The following is a 22460-nucleotide window of genomic DNA, read 5'->3' as shown; positions in this document are numbered from 1 at the left end:
GTCGTCGGATCCTCACCGTTCGTCATCGTCGGGGCCGCCGGACGCGGCGTCTTCGAGTTCGCTCAGCACCTGGTCCTCCACCAGTTCCGCCAGGGCGGCCACGGTGCGGGAGACCAGGACGTCGCGGGGGGTGAGCGTGACGCCGAAGGCGTCGTTGGCGCGGGAGGCGATCAGCAGGGCCCGCATGGAGTCGCCGCCCAGTTGGAAGAAGTCGTCCGTCACGCCCACGGCCGTCCGCAGGGTCTCGGCCCAGATCTCGGCCACGGCCTCCTCGGTGGGCGTGCGGGGCGCCAGCCGGCCGGTCCGCTGCTCCTCCTCGGGGTCGGGGGCGGGCAGGGCGGCGCGGTCGGTCTTGCCGCTCGCGGTGAGCGGGAAGCGGTCGAGGACCGCGAAGGCCGAGGGGACGAGGTGGCCGGGCAGGGAGCGGGCGGCCAGGGCGCGCAGTTCGGCGCCGGTCGGCGGTTCGGTGCCGGGGGCCGCGAGCAGGTGCGCGACCAGGCGGGGCAGCCCGGGTTCGTCCTCCCGTACCGTCACCACGGCGTCCAGGACGGCCGGGTGGCGCACCAGGACGGCCTCGACCTCGCCCGCCTCGATGCGGTGGCCGCGCAGCTTGAGCTGGTGGTCGGTGCGGCCCAGGTAGTGCAGTTCGCCCCGGTGGTCGCGGCGCACCAGGTCGCCGGTGCGGTACATCCGGGTGCCGGGCGACCCGTACGGGTCGGCGGTGAAGCGGGCGGCGGTCAGGCCCGGCCGGCCGAGGTAGCCGCGGGCCAGGGCCGGTCCGCTCAGCCACAGTTCGCCGGTGACGCCGTCGGGCACCGGCCGGAGCCGGGCGTCGAGGACGTAGGCACCGGTGCCGGGCAGCGGGCGGCCGATCGGCGGCGCGGCGCCGTCCGGGGCCAGCGGCGCGGACCAGGCGGCGACCACGGTGGCCTCGGTGGGGCCGTAGGAGTTGACCATGCGGTGGTGCGGGGCCCAGCGGGCCACCAGGTCGGCGCCGCACGCGTCGGCGCCGACCACCAGGGTCCTGAGCGCGGGCAGCGTACCGGGGGTGTCGGCGGGCAGGGTGGCGAGGGCGGCCGGCGGCAGCAGGGTGTGGGTGATCCGCTCCGCCCGGAGCACCTCGGCCAGCTGGGCGCCGAGCAGCGGTCCGGGCGCGGGAACCACCAGCCGGGCGCCGTGCGGCAGGGACATGCACAGTTCGAGCACGGAGGCGTCGAAGCTGGGGGTGGCGAAGGCCAGCACCCGGTCCCCCGGCGCGACCCGGTAGTGCTCGGCCTCGGCCGCGGCGAAGGCCGCGAGCCCGCGGTGGGTGAGGACCACGCCCTTCGGGGTGCCGGTGGAGCCGGAGGTGTAGATGACGTAGGCGGGGTCGTCCAGGTCGAGCGGACGGAGCCGGTCGGGGTCGGTGGGGCGGTGGTCGGGGGCGCCGTCCGGCGGAGCGGCCAGCAGCGCCGCGACCTCCTTCGCGTCCAGGGTGAGTGCGGGAGCCGCGTCACGCAGCATGAACTCGACGCGCTCGTCCGGGTAGTTGGGGTCGACCGGCAGGAACGCGGCGCCGGTCTTCGCGACCGCCAGCTGGGCGAGCACCATGTCCGCCGAGCGCGGCAGCAGGAGGGCGACCACCTCGCCGGGGCCGGCGCCGCGCGCGATCAGCCGGTGCGCCAGGCGGTTGGCGTGCGCCTCGGCCTCGGCGAAGGACAGCTCCAGGCCGGGGGCGCTGACCGCCGGGGCGTGCGGCCGGCGGTCCACGGCGGCCTCGACCAGGGCGGGCAGGGCCGCCGGGGGCACCGGGCCGCGCGCCGGGCGCGCCGGCCCGTGCAGCAGCCGCTCGCGTTCGCCGGGCGGCAGCACGTCGAGGTCGTCCAGCCGGGCGGTGCCGTCCGAGCCGGCCAGCGCGGAGAGGGTGTGCAGCAGTTGGGCGGCCAGTTTCCCGGCGGTGGCCCGGTCGATGTACCGGGGGTCGTGGCCGAGTTCGACGGCGAGCCGGTCACCGGGCGAGACGACCACGGTGAGCGGGTAGTTGGTGGCCTCCCTGGCGTCCAGTTCGCGGATCAGCAGGCCGTGGGCGCCGGCCGTGGCGTCGCCGACCGGGTAGTTCTCGAAGACCACCAGGCTGTCGAACAGCGCCGTCCCGGGCGGCAGTCCGCTCAGGCCGTGCATCGCGGCCAGCGGCAGGTGGTCGAACCGGCGGTCCTCGGCCTGCTCCTCCTGGAGCGCGCGCAGCCAGGCGGCACAGGGCTGTGAGCCGTCGACGGTGACGCGGGCGGGCAGGGTGGTGATGAACAGGCCGACGATGGCGTCGGCGCCGGCCAGGTCGGCCGGGCGCCCGGAGACGGTGGTGCCGAAGCACACCCGCGGCTCCCCGCTCCACCGCGACAGCAGCAGCGCCCAGGCGCCCTGCACCAGGGTGTTGGGGGTGAGGCGGTGGCGGCGGGCGAACTCCTGGAGCCTGGCCGTCCCGGCCTCGTCCAGGCGGTGCGAGAGCCACCCGTCGGAGCGGGCCGTGTCGCCCTGGGCGGGCCTGCGGTCGTAGGGCAGCGCGGTGGTGGTGAGGCCCGCCAGGACGCCGCGCCAGTGCTCCTCGGCGGTGCCGGTGTCGCGGGCGGCGAGCCAGCCGACGTAGTCCGCGAAGGGCCGGCGCTCGGGCAGACCCGGCCGTTCGCCGCGGGCGAGCGCGGCGTGGGCGGCCAGCACGTCGGAGAGGACGTGGAAGACGCTCCACCCGTCCAGCAGCACGTGGTGGAAGGTCCACACCACGCGCGCCGCGTCCGGCCCGAGCCGGATCAGGTCGAGCCGCATCAGCGGGGCCCGGTCCAGGGCCAACGGGCGGGCCCGCTGGTCGGCGAGCAGCCGCTCCAGCCGGGCTTCGCGCTCCGCCTGCGACAGTTCGCTCCAGTCGTGTTCGGTGACCGGCAGCGTCACCTCCCGGTGGACCACCTGGAGGGGGACGGGCACGTCGCGCAGGACCACGGCGGTGCGCAGCACGGGGGTGCGGTCGACGACGTGCTGCCAGGCGGCGGCCAGCGGCCGCAGGTCGCGGGCACCGTCCAGCACGAAGGTGATCTGCTCGACGTACAGGCCGTGTTCGGCCTCGTCCAGGCCGTGCAGCACCATGCCGGTCTGGGTGGGGGTGAGCGGCTGGATCTGCGTCACGTCCCGTCCGGTGCCGGCCAGCCGGTCGACGGCGGCCTGGTCCAGGGGAGCCAGCGGGTAGTCGGAGGGGGTGCGGCCGCCCGCGCCGGGTTCGGCGCAGTGGCGGACGATCGCCCGCAGTTCGTCCAGCAGTTCGGCGGCGAGCCGGGCGACGGTCGCACGGTGGTGCACCGCGCGGGAGTACGACCAGGTGAACGCCAGCCGCCCGTCGCTCACCCGGCCGAGCACGTCCAGCAGGTGCGGCCGGTCCGCGGCCCGGTCCATGCCGCCGGTGAGCGGGCCGGCCGGGGCGTGCAGCAGGCCGCCGGGGGTGGGGTTCCAGTCCTGTCGGCCCAGGTAGTTGAAGCCGATCTGCGGCAGGTCGGGCAGCCTCTCCGGCAGGTCGGGCAGCTTGGGGTCGGGCAACTGGGGGTCGGCGGCGGGCCGCAGGTGGCGCAGTGCGCCGTGGCCGAGCCCGCCGCGGGGTACGGCGCGCAGGTTCTCCTTGACGGCCTTCAGGGCGGTGCCGGTGTCCGCGTCCCGGGGCACGTCCAGGGCCACGGGGTACAGCGTGGTGAACCAGCCGACGGTGCGGGCCAGGTCGACCCCGTCGAACAGTTCCTCGCGACCGTGGCCCTCCAGCGCGACCGTCACCCGGTCCCGCCCGGTCCAGCGGGCCAGCACCCGGCCCAGGGCGCAGAGCAGGACGTCGTTGACCCGGGTGCGGTAGACCTCCGGGACGTCCTGGAGCAGCCTGCGGGTGTCCTCGGCGTCCAGGGTGAGGTCCAGCGACTCCTCGGTGGCGGCCGTGTTGGCACCGTCCAGGTCGGTCGGCAGGGCGGTCGCGGCGCCGTGGTCCAGGGCGTGCCAGTGGGCGAGCTCGTCGTCGAAGCCGCCGCGCGCGGTGTGGTCGGCGAGCCGTTCGGCCCAGGCCCGGAAGGAGGTGCTCTTGGGGCCGAGGTCGGGGCGGCCGCCCGCGCGCAGCGCGCGGTGGGCGGTGTCCAGGTCCTCCAGGAGCACGCGCCAGGACACCGCGTCGACCACCAGGTGGTGCGCGGCCAGCAGCAGGACCGGGTGCCGCTCACCGTCGAAGCGGCACAGCGCGGCCCGCAGCAGCGGCCCGGCGGCCAGGTCGAAGCCCGCGGCCAGGCGCTCGGCCAGCTCGCGCAGCGTCGCGTCGCGCTCCGGCGCCGCGACGGCGGGCAGTCGGTGCGTGCGCAGCTCCGGTGCCTCGCCGGGCGCGGTGCCGTGCTGGCGCCACCGGCCGTCGCCGAGCGGCTGGAACCGCAGGCGCAGCGCGTCGTGGTGGTCCAGGACGGCGGCGAGCGCGGCCCGCACCAGGGCCTCGTCGGTGTCGGGGGCGAGGGTGAAGGAGACCGACTGGGTGAACTGGGCGGCGTCCCCGCCGAGGGTGTCCAGCAGCCAGTGCTGGACGGGGGTGAGCGGGGCGTCGCCGACCACGGCGCCCTGTTCGGCGGCGACCGCCGGGCTCGGCGACTCCTCGGCGGCGAGGGCGAGTTCGGCCAGGGTCTGGTGGGCGAACAGGTGCCGGGGGGTGAGTGCGAGGCCGGCCCGGCGGGCCGCCGAGACGATCTGGATGCCCAGGATCGAGTCGCCGCCGAGCGCGAAGTAGTTGTCGTCCGCGCTCACCCCGGGCACGCCGAGCACCTCGCGCCAGATCGCGGCGAGGGTGCGTTCGGTCTCGGTGCGCGGAGGCCGGGCGCCGATTGCGGCCGGGGCGGCCCACACCGGTGCGGGCAGCGCGCGGCGGTCCAGTTTGCCGGTGGCGCCGAGCGGCAGCCGGTCCAGCGGCACCACCAGCGCGGGCACCAGGTGGTCGGGGAGGGTGCGCCCGAGGAAGGCGCGCCACTCGGCGGGGTCGGGCAGCCCGCCGTCGCGGGCCACCGCGTAGCCCACCAGGCGCCGGTGGCCGTCGTGGTCGACGACCCGGGCGGCAGCCGCCGACACCTGCGGGTGGCCGGCCAGGGCGGCCTCCACCTCGCCGAGTTCGATCCGGAAGCCGCGCACCTTGACCTGGTCGTCCGCGCGGCCGAGGTAGCCGAGGTCGCCGTCGGCCGTCCAGCGCACCAGGTCCCCGGTGCGGTACATCCGGTGCCCGGCCGGGCCGAAGGGGTCGGGCAGGAACCGGGCGGCGGTCAGGCCCGGGCGGCGCAGGTAGCCGCGGGCGACGCCGGTGCCGGCCAGGTACAGCTCCCCCGGCGCGCCGACGGGCACCGGGCGCAGCCGGTCGTCCAGGACGTAGGCGCGGGCGCCGCCGACCGGGCGGCCGATCGGCGGGTCGCGGTCGGGGTCGGCGGGGTCGCAGGCGAAGGCGGTGGCGTAGACGGTGGCCTCGGTGGGGCCGTAGACGTTCAGCACCCGGCAACCGGGGACGGCCTCGCGCAGCCGGCGCACGGTGCGGGCGGGCAGTGCCTCGCCCGCCAGGACGACGGTGTCCGCGCCGAGGTGCACGGCGTCCTCCGCGAGGAGCCCGCCCAGGGCGGAGGGCACCGCGCTGAGCAGTCCGGCCCGCCACGGTCCGGCGCGCTCGGCCAGGGCCAGCAGGTCCCGGACGAGTTCCACGCAGCCGCCGGCGAGCAGGGGCGAGAAGATCTCGAACACCGACACGTCGAAGTTGAGCGAGGTGGCGGCCACCACGTGGGCCAGCCCGTGGTCGGCGAACTCGGCGGCGGCCCAGTCGGTCAGGGCCAGGACCGAGGCGTGGGCGACCACGACGCCCTTGGGGCGGCCGGTCGAGCCGGAGGTGTGGATGACGTACGCGGGGTGCTGCGGCAGCAGGGCGCCGAGCCGGTCGCCGTCGCGCACGGCGTCGGCGCGGGCGGCGGCGAGCCGTTCGGCACACCCGGGGTCGTCGAGCACGATCCGGGTGAACGGGCCCGCCGGCAACCGCCCTTCGGTCTCCGCGCAGGTGACCACGGCGTCGGGCCGGACGTCCGCGAAGAGGAACGCGATCCGCTCGGCCGGGTACCCGGGGTCGACCGGCAGGTAGGCGGCGCCGCTCTTGAGCACCGCCAGCAGCGCCACGGCCAGGTCGGCGGTGCGGGGCAGCGCGAGCGCGACGAACCGCTCGGGCCCGGCGCCGGCCGCGATCAGCAGCCGGGCCAGCCGGTTGGCCCGTTCGTCGAGCTCCCGGTAGGTGAGCTGCACGTCGCCGCAGCGGACGGCCGGGGCGTCGGGCGTGCGGGCGGCCTGCCGGGCGAAGGCCTCGGGCACGGTGCACTCCGGCGCCTCGACCACCGCCCCGCCGAAGCGTTCGACGAGTTCGCGCCCCCGCGGCGGGTCGAGCAGCGGCAGGTGCGCCGCCGGCCGGTCGAGGTCGGCCGCCATCGCCGTCAGCAGGGTATGCAGGCCCGCCCCGAGCGCCTCGACGGTCGCGGTGTCGAAGACGGCCGGGTCGTGGTCGAGGTTGACCTCGATGGCGTCGCCGGGGGCCACCACCACGCCGAGCGGGTAGCTGGTCGGCTCCAGGACGTGCTCGGTCTCGACGCCCAGGCCGTGCCGGGTCAGCGCCTGCGCGTCGAACGGGTAGTTCTCGAAGACCACGATGCTGTCGAACAGGGCCGTGCCGCCCGGCAGTTCGCTCCAGCTCTGGAGCTGCGCCAGGGAGACGGCGTCGTACCGGCGGGCCTCCGACTGGGCGTCCTGGAGCTCCCGCAGCCACTCCAGCAGGGAGCGGCCGGCGTCGATCCGCACCCGGGTCGGCAGGGCGTTGATGAACAGCCCCACCATCGAGGTGACGCCCGGGAGTTCGGCGGGCCGGCCGGAGACGATCGTGCCGAAGACCACGTCGTCCCCGCCGCCGTAGCGGGAGAGCAGCAGCGCCCAGGCGCCCTGCAGCACGGTGTTGACGGTCAGCCCCGCCTGCCGGGCGGTGGTCCGCAGCCGCTCCGACACGTCGCTGCCGAGGGTCACCCGCACCGACGCGGAGGAGGAGCCGCGGTGCGCCTCGGCCGGGCGCCGGTCGCGCGGCAGTTCGGTCGGGGCGGGGAACCCGGCCAGGGTGTCGCGCCAGTACCGCTCGACCCGCGCCGGGTCCTGTCCGGCCAGCCAGCGCAGGTAGTCGGCGAAGGGGGCGCGCGCGGCCGGGTTCGGCCGGCGCCCGGCGGCCAGGGCGGCGTACCGCTCGCACACCTCGTCGAAGACCTGGGCCGCGCTCCACCCGTCGAGCAGGACGTGGTGGAAGGTCCACACCACCCGCACCCGGGTCGGCGACAGCCGGACCAGGGACAGCCGCATCAGCGGTGCGGCGGCCAGGTCGAGGCCGGCCGCGCAGTCCTCGGCGAGCAGCCGGGCGGTGTCCCGCTCGATCCGGTCGGCCGGGCGGCCGGTCCAGTCGTGGTGGGTCACCGGGACGGTGGCCCGGTGCTGGACGACCTGGAGCGGCTCGACGGTGTCCTGCCAGGTGAGCCGGGTGCGCAGCACCGCGTTGGCGTCCACGGTCTGCTGCCAGGCCGCGGCCAGGGCGTGCGGGTCGGTGACGCCGGAGAGGACCAGCTGGACCTGGTTGACGTAGGTGTGGCCGTCCGGGTCCAACAGGCTGTGGAAGAGCATGCCCGCCTGCATCGCCGTCAGCGGGTACACGTCCGCGACGGAGCGGCCGTCCCCGGCGATCCGGTCCACCGCCGCCTGGTCCAGCCGGGCCAGCGGGAAGTCTGCGGGGGTGCGGCCGCCCGCGCCGGGCTCGGCGCAGTGGGCGACGAGGTCCTCCAGGGCGCGCAGCATGGCGTCCGCGAGCGCGGTGACGGTCCGTTCGTGGTGCCGTCCGGCGCTGTAGTACCAGCCGATCTCCAGCCGGTCGTCCTCGACCCGGGCGACGACGTCCAGCAGGTGCGGGCGCTCGGTGCCGGGCGCCTCCGCGCCGCCGAGGCCGCCGGGGACGGCGCGGACCAGGGCGGCGCCGTCGGCGGACCAGTCGAAGCGGCCCAGGTAGTTGAAACTGATCCCGGGGGCCGGGGCGTCGGCGAGCTGCTCGTCCCGGGCGAGGTGGCGCAGCGCGCCGTAGCCGAGGCCGCGCTCCGGCACCGCCCGCAGCTGCTCCTTGACGGCCTTCAGCGCGGTGCCCCAGTCCCCGTCCGGGACGTCGAGGGCGACGGGGAAGAGCGAGGTGAACCAGCCGACCGTGCGGGACAGGTCAACGTCCTCGAACAGCTGGTCCTCGCGGCCGTGCCCCTCCAGGCCGATCGCGACGGTGCGCCGTCCGGTCCACTCGGCGAGCACTCGGCCCAGGGCGGTGAGCAGGACGTCGTCGATCCGGGTGCGGTAGACCCCGGGGACCTTGCGCAGCAGGTCCCCGGTGCGCTCACGGTCCAGCCGGACGGTGACGGCGCGCAGGTCGGCGGCGGTGTTGCCGCCGTCGCCGTCCACCGGCAGCGCGGCCGCGCAGTGCCGGGCGGCCGCCGCCCAGTGGGCGCGCCGGTCCGCGAAGCCGCCGGCCGCGGTGTGCTCGCGCAGGCGGCGGGTCCACTCCCGGACGGAGGTGGTGCGGGCGGGCAGGCGCAGCGGCCGGCCCTCCACGGCCTGCCGGTAGGCGGTCTCCAGGTCCTCCAGCAGGATCCGCCAGGAGACGCCGTCGACGACCAGGTGGTGGACGGCCAGCAGCAGCCGGGCGGGCCGGGTGCCGTCGGTGGTGAACAGGCGGGCGGTGAGCAGCGGGCGGGTGTCCAGCCGGAACGCGGCGTGCGCGGCCTCGGTGGCCCGGGCCTCGGCGGCCTCGGCCGCCGCCCGGTCCAGGGCGCCGAGGTCGACGACCTCCAGCAGTTCGGGGGCGGCGGCGTCCGCGGGGGCGCAGTGCTGCTGCCAGGCGCCGTCCTCCCCGGTGGTGAAGCGGGAGCGCAGGGCGTCGTGGTGGGCCCACAGGGCGGTCAGCGCGCGGCGCAGGGCCTGCGGGTCGACCTCGCCGGGAGCCTCCACCACGACGGACTGGTCGAAGGACGCGGCGTGCGGCGGGTGCGGGTCGAGGAACCAGTGCTGGATGGGTGTCAGGCCCACCTCGCCGCTGACCGGTTCGGTCCCGGCGACGGTGACGGCGGTGCCGGCGGCGGCGGCCAGCGCGGCGACGGTGGGGTGCCGGAACAGGTCGCGGGGGGACAGCGCGAGACCGGCGGCGCGGGCGCGGGAGACGACCTGGATGCTCAGGATCGAGTCGCCGCCGAGCAGGAAGAAGTCGTCGTCGACCCCGACCCGCTCCACGCCGAGCAGTTCCGCCCAGATCGCGGTGAGGACGCGTTCGGTGCCGGTGGTCGGGGCGCGGTGGGCGCGGTCGCCCGTCGCCGACCAGTCGGGGGCGGGCAGCCGCCGGCGGTCCACCTTGCCGTTGGCGGTCAGCGGCAGTTCGGAGACCGTGACGAAGGCCGCGGGCAGCATGTAGTCCGGCAGGTCGGCCGCCAGGTGGGCGCGCAGCGCCGTGGCGGAGGGCGGCTCGGCGCCGCCGGCCGGCACCAGGTGGGCGGCCAGCCGCTTGCGCCCCGCGTCCTCGTGGAGCGAGACGACGGCCTCCGCGACGGCCGGGTGGGCGGTGAGCCGCGCCTCGATCTCGGCGGGTTCGATGCGGAAGCCGCGGATCTTGATCTGGTCGTCCGCACGGCCCACGAAGTGCAGTTCGCCGTCCTCGCTCCACCGGGCGGTGTCGCCGGTGCGGTACATCCGGCCGCCGGGCGGCCCGAAGGGGTCGGCGAGGTAGCGGGCGGCGGTCTCGCCGGGCCGGCCCGCGTAGCCGCGGGCGACTCCGGCGCCGGCGATGTACAACTCGCCGGTGATGCCGGGCGGTTGCGGCTGGAGGGCGCCGTCCAGCACGTACACCCGGGTGCCGTCCAGCGGGCGTCCGATCGGCAGGACGGCGGGCAGCCGGTCCCCGGAGCGGAAGGCCCGGCGGGTGGCGAAGGTGGTGGTCTCGGTCGGGCCGTAGCCGTCGACCACGGTGAGGTCCGGGCAGGCCTCCAGGACCCGGCGCACGACCGCGCCGGGCACCGCCTCACCGCCGGTCCACACCTCCCGGGCGCCGCGCAGGCAGCCCGGGTCCTCCTGGGCGAGGAGGCGGAACAGGCCGGCGGTCAGCCACAGGCAGCGCACGCCCTGCTCGGTGACGGCGCGGCGGACGGCGGCGGCGTCCAGGTCGTCCGGCGGGGCCAGCACGGCGGTGCCGCCGCGCAGCAGCGGCACCCACAGCTCGTACGTGGCGGCGTCGAAGGCGTGCGGGGAGTGCACGAGCACCCGGTCGTGGCCGGTGAAGGCGCGGTCCAGGGCGAGCGCGGCGACGTCGCGCCGGCGCACCGCGACGCCCTTGGGGGTGCCGGTGGAGCCGGAGGTGAACATCAGGTACTGGACGTTGTCGGGGTGGAGCGCCGGGGCCGCTGCCGGGGCGGCCGGGCCCGGCCGGTCGGCGGCGTGCGGCCGGTCGGCGGCCTCCGGGCCATCGACGCGCAGCACCCGCCCGTCCGGCCTGTCTGGACCGACCGGCCCGTCGACGCGCAACACCCGCCCGTCCGGCCGCAGTTCGCGGGCCGTCCGGTCCCAGTGCGCGTCGGTGAGCAGCAGGTCCGCGCCGGCCTCGGCCAGCATCCGGTGCAGCCGCTCGCGCGGCGCCCGGCCGTCCAGCGGCACGTAGACCCCGCCGGTCCGGACCAGCGCCAGCTGGGCGACGACCAGGTCGGCGGAGCGCTCCATGAGCACGCCGACCGGGCGCTCGACGCCGACGCCGAGCGCGGCCAGCCGACCGGCCAGGCCGGCGGCGCGGGCGTCGAGGTCGCGGTAGGTGAGGTGCTCGTGGCCCGCCTCCAGGGCGACGGCGTCCGGGGTGCGGCGCACCTGCTCGGCGAACAGGTCCGCGATGTCGCGCTCGGTCCGTTCGACGGCGGTGGCGTTCCAGTCGACGAGGATGCGGCGGCGCTCCCCGGCGGTCAGCAGCGGCACGCGGGCGGGCGGGCGCCCGGCGCCCTCGGGCAGGCCCGCCAGGACGGCCGTGAGCTGCCGGGCCGTCCGCCGGACGGTGTCCTCGTCGAACAGCCGCGGGTCGTAGCACAGCCGCAGGGCCAGCTCCGGCCCCGGGTAGGCCAGCAGGGCGAGCGGGTAGTTGGTGGTCTCGATCCCGTCCAGATCGCGCAGGCGCAGGCCGTGCGCGGCGGCCGCGTCGTCGTCGACCGGGTAGTTCTCGAAGACGACGATGCTGTCGAACAGGGCGGTCTGCTCGGGGAGGACGGTGGCGGCCCGCAGGCGGGTGAGCGGGACGAAGCCGTGGCGCCGGTCCTCGCCCTGCTCCCTTTGCAGCGTGCGGAGCCAGTCGACCAGGGTGCCGTCGGAGGGCACCGCCGTCCGGGTGGGCAGGGTGGTGATGAACAGGCCGGTCATCGTCTCGACCCCGGGCAGCTCGGGCGGCCGCCCCGACGAGGTGGTGCCGAACACCACCTCGCTCCGGTTGGCCTGACGGCCCAGCAGGATCGCCCAGGCCCCCTGGACCAGGGTGTTCAGGGTCAGGCCGGAGCTGCGCGCGAGGTCCTCCAGCGCCCGGGTCGCGGCGGTGGGAAGGGTGAACGGCACGGCCCGGGTGGACTCCGCGCGGTGGCTCTGGCGCGGCTCGCGGTCGTACGGCAGCGGGGTCGGCTCGGCCAGCCCGGCCAGGCGCCCGCGCCAGTGCCGCTCCGCCTCCGCCTGGTCGCGCCCGCGCAGCCAGGCCACGAAGTCGCGGTAGGGCCGGCGCTCCGGCACCGTGCCGTACGGGACTTCCCCCGCCTCCGGCCCGGAGCGGGCCAGCGCGGCGTGCCCGGCGAAGACGTCGGACAGCACCTGGAAGAGGCTCCAGCCGTCCAGGACGAGGTGGTGGAAGGACCACAGCACGCGCACCCGGGTGTCGGAGAGGCGGATGAGCAGCAGGCGCTGGAGCGGGGCCCGGGCCAGGTCGAGGCCGCGGGCCCGGTCGCGGTCCAGGAGCTCGGCCAGCCGGCCCCGGCGCTCGGGCTCGGACAGCTCGCGCCAGTCCAGGTGGGTGACCGGCACGGCCGCCCGCCGCCGCACCACCAGCAGCGGCTCGGGCACCTCCTGCCAGCGGACGTGGGCGCGCAGCACCGGGGTGCGGTCGGTGACCCACTGCCAGGCGGCGGCGAGCCGCCCCGGGTCGGGCACGCCGTCCAGAACGAAGTCCAGCTGCTGGAAGTAGGCGCCGCTGTCCTCCTCGGCGAGGCCGTGGAAGAGCATCCCGGACTGGGTCGGCGTCAGCGGGAGGACGTCCTCCACCGCGCCCGGGTCGTCGCCGGTGATCCGGTCCACGGCCGCCTGGTCGAGCCGGGCCAGCGGGAAGTCGGACGGGGTGCGTCCGGCGGCGCCCGGGCGGGCCGCGTACCGCGCGAGGTCGGCCAGCTCGGCGGCGAAGCGCCGGGCCAGGGCCTCGACGGTGTCGCGCCGGTGCACGGCGCCGGAGTAGAACCAGCTGAACTCCAGTGCGTCGCCGTCGAGTCGGCCGACCACCTCCAGGGCGTGCGGGCGCTCGGTGCGCGGGTCGGCGTCCAGCTCCAGGGGCCGGAAGGTGCCGCGGTAGAGCCCGGCCGCGTCCTCCGGGAAGGCCATCCGGCCGAGGTAGTTGAAGCTGATCCGCGCGGCCGGGGCGTCGGGGGCCGTCCCGGGGCGCCCCAGGTGGCGCAGGGCGTCGAAACCGAGGCCGCGCCGGGGGACGGCGCGCAGCTGCTCCTTGACCCGCTTGAGGACGCCGTCCCAGTCGGCCCCGGCGGGCACGGCCAGCGCGACGGGGTGCCGGGTGGTGAACCAGCCGACCGTACGGCTGAGGTCGAGGTCGGCGAACAGCTCCTCGCGCCCGTGCCCCTCGACGTCCACCACGACGCGTTCCAGCCCGCTCGCCCCGCACAGGGCCCGGCCGAGGGCGCTCAGCAGCACGTCGTTGGCCTGGGTGCGGTAGGTGTCGGGCAGGGTGCGCAGGAGGGCGGCGGTGTCGGCGGGGTTCAGGCGCACGGTGACGGAACGGGCCGAGGCATGGGTGTCGGCCCCCGCGAGGTCGGCCGGGAACGGTTCCGCCGGGGCGTCACCGTCCTGCGCGGGGACGGCCCGCGCCCAGTACTCCGTCTCGTCCTCGAAGCCGCCGGCCGCCGCGTACGCGCCGAGCCGCTGGGCCCACTGCCGCAGCGGCGAGGACTTCGCCGGCAGGGCCGCCGCCCCGTCCCGGCCGTCGCGGCGGGCGCGGTAGGCCGTGTCGAGGTCCTCCACCAGCACCCGCCAGGAGACCCCGTCGACCACCAGGTGGTGGACGGCCAGGTGCAGGACCGGCGGCAGGCCCGTGCCGCGCTCGTGCAGCACGGCGCGCAGCAGCGGGCCGCCGCCCAGGTCGAAGGGGCCGAAGTGCGGGGTGTCGCCGTCCGGGCCGGTGTGCCGGCCCAGCCGGATCCGGGGCGCCCGGTCGTCGATCCGCCAGCGCGCGCCGGCGCCGGTGCGGGGCTCTGTGTCGCCGGGCTCTCCTGTACGGGACTCCGCGTCGCCGGATTCTCCGGTGTCGGATTCTCCGGTGCCGGGCTCGCTGGTGCCGGCGGCGAAGGCCGAGCGGAGCGCGTCGTGGTGGGCGACCACGTCGTTCAGGGCGTCCTCCAGCGCCGCCCGGTCCACGTCGGCGTCCAGCAGGAAGGAGAGCGCCTGGTTGAAGTGGCTGGCGCGCCCGGCGGCCCGGTCGAGCCACCAGCGCTGGATCGGGGTCAGGACGCCCGCCCCGGTGGCGGCCACCGGGGCGGTCGCGACCGGCCGTTCGGCGTCGTCCGCGCACCGGGCCAGCGCGGCGACCGTCTGGTGCCGGTAGAGGTCCCCGGAGGTCACCGCCAGCCCCGCCTGCCGCGAGCGGGCCACCACCTGGATGCCGAGGATGGAGTCGCCGCCGAGGTCGAAGAAGTTGTCGTCCGCGCCGACCCGTTCCAGCCGCAGGACCTCCGCCCAGATGGTGGCGAGCGCGCGTTCGGCGGGGGTGCGGGGGGCGACGTGGCGGACGGCGCGCACGGCCGGCCCCGGGTCGGGCAGCCGGCTCCGGTCGAGCGTGCCGTCGGGGTCGAGCGGCAGCGCGGGCAGCGGCACGACGACCGCGGGGACCAGGTGGTCGGGCAGCGCCAGGCCGAGCGCCCGGCGCACGGCCTCGGGCTCCACCCGGCCGCCCGGGGCGGGGACCACGTAGCCGACCAGGCGCCGGTTGCCGTTGCCGTTGCCGTCGACGACGGTGGCGGCCGCCTCCGCCACGCCCTCGCAGCGCCGCAGCGCCTCCTCCACCTCGCCCAGTTCGATCCGGAAGCCGCGTACCTTGACCTGCCGGTCGATCCGGCCGAGGTACTCCAGGTCACCGTCGGCGTTCCACCGCACCCGGTCTCCGGTGCGGTACATCCGCTCCCCCGGTCCGCCGTACGGGTCGGCGACGAACCGGGCGGCGGTCAGACCGGGGCGGCCCAGGTAGCCGCGCGCCAGGCCGCCACCCCCGAGGTACAACTCGCCTACCACGCCCGGGGGTTGCGGGCGCAACCCGGAGTCGAGGACGTACGCCCGGGTCAGGGCGAGCGGCCTGCCGATCGGCGGCGCCTGCTCCGGCAGCCGTTCACCGGCGAACCAGGCGGTGGCGCACACGGTGGCCTCGGCGGGGCCGTAGACGTTGGCGATCACGCTGCCGGGCAGAGCGCGCCGCAGGTCGCCCACGGCCTGGGCCGAGAGGGCCGCACCGGTCAGCACGACCGTGCCCGCGTCGACCGGGGCGGCGCCCCCGGCGAGCAGCCGGGAGATCACCGAGGGCGCGCCGCCGACCAGGCCGACGCGGCGCGGGGCCGGCTCGTCGGCGAGAGCGGCGAGGTCGGCGAGGTCGGCGACCAGCTCGACGCTCCCGCCCGCCAGCAGCGGGCAGAGCAGCTCGAAGACCGACATGTCGACGTTGAGCGAGGTGGCGGCGACCACGTGGTCCAGCCCGCCGGGCCCGAACCGCTCGGCCGCCCAGCGGGCGAGGGCGACGACGCTGCGGTGGGTGACCACGACGCCCTCGGGGCGGCCGGTCGAACCCGAGGTGTAGCTGACGTAGGCGGGGTGCTCCGGCAGCAGCGGCCGGAGCCGGTCGGCGTCCGTGAGGTCGGCGTCCTCGGCGTCCTCGGCATCCTCTGCATCCGTCGGCTCAGCGTCGATCGAATCGGGGGCCGTCGGGTCGGCGTCGATCGGGTCGGGAGCGAGGGCGGCGCCGTCCTCCAGTAGCAGGACGGGCCACCCCTCGGGCAGGGCGGCCGCAGTCTCCCGGGTGGCGAGGACCAGCACGGGCCGGGCATCCGCCAGCACCAAGCGGACGCGCTCGGCCGGGTCGCCCGGGTCCACCGGCAGGTACGCGGCCCCCGACTTGAGCACCGCCCACAGCGCCGACGGCAGGTCGGCGGAGCGCGGCAGGCACAGCGCGACCAGCCGCTCGGGGCCCGCGCCCCGGGCGACCAGCAGCCGGGCGAGGCGGTTGGCCCGCCGGTTGACCTCCGCGTAGTCGTAGTCCCGCCGAGCCGGGCCGCGGACGACGGCGGTCCGCCCGGGCGCGCGGGCCGCCTGCGCCTCGAACAGCCCGGGCAGCACGGTGTCCGGGAGGTCGTGCCCACCGTGCGCGGGCGGGTTCCAGGAGTCGAGCAGCGTGCGCTGCTCCTCCTCGGAGAGCATCGGCAGTTCGGCGAGGGTGCGCTGCGGGCCGTCCGCCATCCCCGCCAGCAGGCGGTGCAGGTGGCGCGCCATCCGGGCCACGGTCCGGGCGTCGAACAGGTCCGTGTTGTACTCCACCGTCAGCGCGCAGCCGCCGGTGTCCTCCGGGGTGAACTCCAGCACCAGGTCGAACCGGGCGGCCGGGCGGGGCAGCGGATGGTCCTCGAAGCGCAGGCCCCCGGCGGGCGGCGGGGCGGTGGGGGTCTGCTGGACGACCATGACCTGGACCAGCGGGGTCCGGCTCGGGTCCCGGGGCGGGGCCAGTTCCTCGACCACCCGGTCGAAGGGCACCGCGGCGTGGGCGAAGGCGTCCAGCAGGGTGGTGCGCACGCTCTCCACGAACCGGTCGACGGTGGCCCGCTCGTCCACGTCGCCGCGCAGCACCACGGTGTTGACGAAGAAGCCGGTCACCTCCTCCAGCTCCCGCCGGTCGCGCCCGGTGGTGACGGTGCCGAACGCCACGTCCCGCTGGCCGGAGTAGCGCGAGAACAGCAGCGCGGACGCCCCCGCGAACAGGGTGAACGGCGTCGTACCGCGGCCCGCGGCGAGGTGCCGCAGCCGGGCCACCAGCTCCGCCGGGAGGCGGTGGCGGTGCGCCGCGCCGTTCGTCGTGCGCTGGGCCGGCCGGGGCCGGTCGGTGGGCAGTTGCAGGGGTTGCAGCTCCGCCAGGCTCCGCTTCCAGTAGGCGAGGTCCGGCGCGTCCGCGCCGCCCCCGTCGGTCCGCCGGCGCTGCTCCCAGAGCGCGAAGTCGGGGTACTGGAGGGCGGGGGCGGCCAGCGCGTCCGGCTCGCCGGAGACCTCCGCCCGGTAGAGCGCGGCCAGTTCGCGGGTGAGGACGCCCACCGACCAGCCGTCGGTGATGATGTGGTGCTGCGCCAGCAGCAGCAGGTGCTCGTCGGCGGCGAGTCGCACCAGCAGCGCCCGGGCGAGCGGGCCGTCCGTCAGGTCGTAGGGCCGGTTCAGCTCGTCGGTCAGCAGACGTTCGGCCGCCTCGGCGCGCTCCCCGGCCGGCCGGTCGCCGACGTCCGCGGTGCGCAGCGGCAGGACGGCCGCCGCGGCGACGCGTTGCACGAGCTGTCCGTCGACGGTGGCGAAGGTGGTGCGCAGCGAGTCGTGGCGGGCGGCGAGCCGGCCCAGGGCCCGGCGCAGGGCCTCCGGGTCCGGCGTTCCGTGCAGCCGCAGGGCCACGCCGGTGTTGTACTCCGTTCCCCCGGCGGTGAGGTCGTCGAGGAACCACAGCCGGCGCTGGGCGCTGGACAGCGGCAGCGGCTCCGCGCGCGGGGCGGTCGGGATCGGCTCCGGCGACGCGGCGGTGTGCCGCTCGCCCAGCAGCGGGGCCAGGGCGGCGACGGTCCGCGCGGTGAAGACGTCCCGGAGCGTGAGCCGGACGCCCAGCCGCTCGGCGATCCGGGTCAGGGTCCGGGCGGCGAGGATCGAGTCGCCGCCCAGGTCGAAGAAGTCGTCCGTCGCCCCCACCGCGTCGACGCCGAGGACCTCGGCCCAGATGGCGGCCAGGGCGCGTTCGCGCTCGGTGCGCGGGGCGACCGGTCCGGCCGACGCGGGGCGGGCGGGCGCGGGCAGCGCCTGCTGGTCGATCTTGTGCTGCGGGGTGAGCGGCAGCGCGGCCAGGACGACCACGGCGGACGGCACCAGGTGGGCCGGCAGGGCGGCGGCCAGTGCCGCGCGCAGCTCCGCCGGGTCCGGGGCGCGCTCCGGGTCGGCGGGCGTGGCGTAGCCGACCAGGCGTGCGCGGCCCGGTTCGTCCTCCCGGACCACGACGACGGCCTGGTCGACGGCGGGGTGCGCCCGCAGCGCGGCCTCGACCTCCCCCGGCTCGATGCGGAAGCCGCGGATCTTCACCTGCCGGTCGAGCCGGCCGAGGAACTCCAGCTCCCCGTCGGCGGCCCACCGGGCCCGGTCACCGGTGCGGTAGAGCCGGGCGCCGGGCGGGCCGAAGGGGTCGGCGACGAAGCGCGCGGCCGTCAGACCGGGGCGGCCCAGGTAGCCCCGGGCCACACCCTCCCCTCCGACGTACAACTCGCCGTCGGTGCCCGGCGGTTGGGGCCGCATGGCCGCGTCGAGCACGTACGCCCGGGTGTGCGGCAGCGCGCCGCCGATGGGGGGCGCGCCGCGGCCGGCGGTCAGCGGGCCGGTCCAGGTGGCGACGATGGTGGCCTCGGTCGGGCCGTAGGAGTTGATCATGCGCCGGCCGGGCGCCCAGCGGTCGACCAGTTCGGCGGGGCAGGCCTCCGCCCCGACGATCAGCGTGCGCAGGTGGCGGCCCGCGCCGCCGGGCACGGTGGCCAGGGCGGCCGGCGGGATGAGGGCGTGGGTGATGCGGTGCTCGTCGAGCACGGCGGCGAGTTCCTCGCCCAGCCAGGGGCCGTGCGGGGGGATCACCAGCGTGGCGCCGGCCAGGACGGAGATGAACAGCTCCAGGACGGAGGCGTCGAAGCTGGGCGAGGAGAACTGCAGCACCCGGTCACCGGGGCGCACGGCGTAGTGTGCGCGGGCCGCCTCGGCGAAGCCGCCGATCCCCCGGTGGGTGACGACCACGCCCTTGGGCGTCCCGGTCGAACCCGAGGTGTAGATCACGTACGCCGCGTGGTCGGTGCCGGTCGGAGCCGGCAGGGCGGTCCCGACCGCGGTGCCGGTCCTGTCCGCAGTGCCCGCCGGGTCCGCGGTGCCGGTCCCAACCGCGGTGCCCTCCGGGTCCGCCTCCAGCACCGCGCGGACCCGGGCCGGATCGTCCAGGACGACGACCGGGGCGGCGTCGGCGAGCATCAGCGCCCGCCTCCCGGCGGGGTAGGCCGGATCCACGGGCAGGAAGGCGGCGCCCGTCCGGACGACGGCCAGCTCCGCCGCGACCAGTTCCATCGAGCGCGGCAGGACCAGCGCCACCGTCCGGTCCGTCCCGGCGCCGCGCCGTCCGAGGTCGTGGGCCAGGCGCTCGACCCGGTCGGCCAGTTCCCGGTACGTCCAGGTGCGCCGGCCATCGGTCACCGCGGGCGCGTGCGGTGCCCGGGCCGCCTGGGCGGCGAACAGCGCGTCGAGCGTCCGGTGCGCCGACGGCGGGGCGGCACCGTTCCCCGGGGCCCCGGAAGTGTCGCCGGCCTGCGGCGGAGCGGACGAACGCACGGGCCGGGCAGGCCGGTCGGTCATGGCGGAAGGTCCTTCCGGACGGCGAGGAGGCGATGCGGGCACCGGGGCAGGCGTGAGCCGGCCCTCGGGCCCGGAGGGGGCGGGGGGAACAGGCGGAACGGGGGAGCGGAGCGGGCGGGGGGTGAGCCCGATGGGACGGCGCCGGTCGGACAGCGGCGATGGGATGGCGGCGGCGGGACCGCGACCAGCGACTCCGACGGGGTCGGACGACTCAGGCGGGATCGGCGCGGCGTGCCGTGCGCCCGGACACCTGCACCCGGTCGATCACCCCGGTCGCAGGATCGCGGTGAAAGCGCCCGCCCGGTTCGGGGCGGCCGGTGTCGGGGGCGACCAGGTCGTAGGAGAGGTCGGCGAAACAGCGCAGGGGTAGCGGCGGGTCACCGTCCACGGAGAGCGTGGCCGATCCGTCGCCCGCGGGCTCGACGCGGTACCGGATCGAGCCGTTGCGGTAGGTGCCCGCGCACTCGGGCAGGGAGACCGGCTCGCCCCCGCCCACGGGCTCGATCGCGGCGGGCACCCGGACACCGGCCAACTCGGCCAGGTCGGCCGCGAGCTCGCGCCAGAGCGCGGTGGCGGCCCCGGCGTTACCGGTGAAGGCGACCACCACGCCGCTGTCCGGGTCGGCCCGCAGGTGGCAGGAGGTCCCCATGGCGTTGCCGTCGTGGCCGCACCACAGCTGGCCGTCCTGCTGGTAGAGGGCCAGGCCCGGGCCCCAGCCGTCCGCGAGCGCGCTCGGCCGGGCGCCCGGCTGCGGGCTGCGCATCTCCTCGGCGACGGCGGGCGGCAGGGCCTTGGCCCGGCCGACCAGGGCACCGCCGAGCGCGGCGAGGTCCGCGGCGCTCGCCAGCAGGGCTCCGGCCGGGGCCTCCAGCGGTGCCAGGTTCTGCCGGACCGGCCGGGCCCGGCCGGTCGCGGCGTTGAGCGCGTGCCCGGCGGCGACCGGGCGGGCGGGTGCGCTCGCGTCGACGAACACGGGCACGGTGCCGAGCGGTTCGAGCAGCAGGGCGGCCACGGCCTCGTGCCAGGGCATCCCGGTCACCGTCTCCACCAGGCGCCCGGCGGCGACGTAGCCGGCGTTGGAGTAGGAGAAGTCCGTCCCGGGCGGGAACAACTCGTCCCGGGCCGTGCACACGGACGACAGGTAGTGCGCCGTGGTGGTTCGGGCGGCCGCGTCGGAGTCCGGCCCGGTGGGCAGTCCGCCGGTGTGGCTGAGGAGTTGACGAATCGTTACTGCTGGCATTCGCCGGAGCTCGGGCAGGTGATCGGCGACCCGGTCGTCGAGGTCCAGGTCGCCGTCGTCGGCGAGGAGCATCACCAGGGCGGCCGTGTAGGGCTTGGTGAGCGACCCCACCGGCACGGCGGTGTCCCCGCTGAGGGCCGCGCCGGTGGCGGCATCGGCCACACCGGTGTGCACGGCGACGATCTCCGCACCGGTGTCCAGCACCAACTGGGCGCCGGGCACCCGGTGAGCGCGCGCGAGCGTGTCCAGCCGGTGCTGCAGTTCGCGGCGTAAGAGGAACGGCGCGCGCTCGCGGACGGGCGCGGAACTGGGGTACGGCATGACGGAAGCTCCCGTTGACTGGTTCTCAGATGCGGGCGCGGCGAGCGTCCGCGGATGAATTCCTGATTGCTGTGGAGCACCCCGCGAAATTTCCGGTCACCTGCGCTCCTCGGCTCAAGACCCGTGGGAACAACGGGAATCGACGGAAGCCCTGCCGATGGCGGTCGGCGGGGCGTGAACGGGAATCCCGGGAGGCACCGACAGGGCGCCGCACCCGCCCAGGCGGAACCGCTCCGGGCCGCTTCAGCGCACCCCGACCGGACGGTGCGAATGCGACCCGAATTCCACGCCGTTCCGGGAACGACGAGCGGGGAACGAGGAACAGGCAACGGCGGGCAGCGGATGGCGGGCGGCGAACGGCCGGCAGCCGAATGCCCTCACCCCGCAGGCGGGGCCGGACAGGAATCCCGAACACTCCAGTCGGCGGCGCCTACGGCCCTGACCTGCTCAATCGTCGCACCCGGCATGCCAATCCCCCCTGCGAGCCCTCCCCGCAACCATCGTGCGGAACCTGCCACAACCGCCGCGAGGACCGTGCAATACCTGACGGCCCGAACGCTCGGAACGACGAACGCGGAACAGTCTTCACGGCGGGTCACCCGCTCGCAACCCCTGACGATTGAACGGAAAGCAACTCTCCCCGGAATCGGAGCCACAAAATCGCTGGTGTGACTCCCGGCCCCGCCCGGAGCGCCTGATGACGGGTGTGAATTCTTTGGCCGAAACTGTGGCACTCGGTTCTCCCGGGCCACGCCCGACCAGGGTTTCACGGGAATGTCCGAGTGATTCCGCTGACGCCTGGGGCGGTTGTGCAGGAATACGACGGGATCGTCGGATGTGCTGCGAGTGAATCAGTGGGGGCCCTGGTGCGGGTGTGACCGGGGGTGCGTTTGCCCTGATGCGCGCGTGCTTGGAGCTACGCGGAATACGTCCGGCGGCGATCGGGCCGGGTTCACGGAAAGGGCCGCCGCACTCGGCCGCCCCGGGGGCGGCCGAGCGGATCCACCGCGCGCCGGACCTCGGACGGGCTCAGAACACGCGTCAGCCCCGCCAGGAGCCGCCGGTCGAGGGCCGGGGCGCCGTGGCACCGGTGGACGTCACCGCACGCGACGGAGCGGCCGGGCCCGGGGCGGCCGGCCCGGCCCCCGAACCGCTGGTCCGCACGGTCGGCGCCGACGAACCGGTCGACGTCCCACGCACCGGCGCGGCCGAGGTGCGCGGGGCCGACGCCCCTGGCGCCGCCACCGGCCGGCCCGTCGAGGTGCGCGGCGCGGTCGCGCGGCCCTGCCCGGCCACGTCCACGGGCGCGGCACCGCCCGGTTCGACGCGCTCGATCCGCAGCACCAGGTTCCGGTCGTTGCGGTCGCCGCCCCGGTCCCGGTTGCGGCTGTGCACCAACTGCGTCAGTACGCCCCGGACGTCCTGCCAGCGCCCCTGTACCGCGCGGATGTTGGGGCACCACTCGCCCTCGTGCCGGTGCTCCAGGTCGAGCTCCCAGCGCTCGGCGTCGACGAGGTGGCTCGCACCGACCGTCCCGGGGATCTCGACCGGACGGCCGCCCCGCACCGTCACCACCGCCCGCTGCGGCCACTGCCCCTCCACCGCCGTCACCGTGATCCGGCTCTGCCCCTGGTACCAGGCCATCGCTGTCCTCCCACATCCGTCCTCGTGCCGGCCGCCGACCGGCCTCCGCCGATAAAACGGACAGCGCCCCCTCCCGGGTTCGAATGCCGGGCGCGACGGCGAACGTCAGGCAAGCCACCACCGCCCCGCCTGCCACACCCGGGCCGGATTCAGGTTCAGCAAGGCCCCGGAAACGCGAAAAGACCCCCTCCCGGACGGGAGGGGGTCTTTTCGGAATGATTGTTCGGCGGCGTCCTACTCTCCCACAGGGTCCCCCCTG

3 protein-coding genes are annotated in these 22460 nt (G+C 76.7%); all 3 read right to left on the bottom strand.

Translation table 11 applies throughout. The features are described from left to right. Positions 1-12: 12 nt before the first annotated feature. The 3 genes from ACIPLC_RS10070 to ACIPLC_RS10060 all read right to left on the bottom strand — a co-directional run bounded on the left by ACIPLC_RS10070 (position 13) and on the right by ACIPLC_RS10060 (position 22201). Positions 13-18996, bottom strand: coding sequence for a non-ribosomal peptide synthase/polyketide synthase (locus ACIPLC_RS10070; protein ID WP_400472477.1), 18984 nt, complete (start codon positions 18994-18996; stop codon positions 13-15). 211 nt (positions 18997-19207) lie between these two features. Further along, complete coding sequence (locus ACIPLC_RS10065; RefSeq protein WP_400472476.1) at positions 19208-20557, bottom strand: serine hydrolase domain-containing protein; 1350 nt, start codon at positions 20555-20557, stop codon at positions 19208-19210. Positions 20558-21598: 1041 nt separating this feature from the next. Then, positions 21599-22201: a hypothetical protein gene (locus ACIPLC_RS10060; RefSeq protein WP_400472475.1), complete on the bottom strand. Its 603-nt coding sequence runs from the start codon at positions 22199-22201 to the stop codon at positions 21599-21601. Positions 22202-22460 lie beyond the last annotated feature (259 nt).

Source organism: Kitasatospora sp. NPDC086801 (genome assembly GCF_044745805.1).
Classification (GTDB): Bacteria; Actinomycetota; Actinomycetes; order Streptomycetales; family Streptomycetaceae; genus Kitasatospora.
The sequence above is the reverse complement of the archived record's forward strand: the minus strand, read 5'-3'. Positions and strand labels throughout refer to the sequence as shown.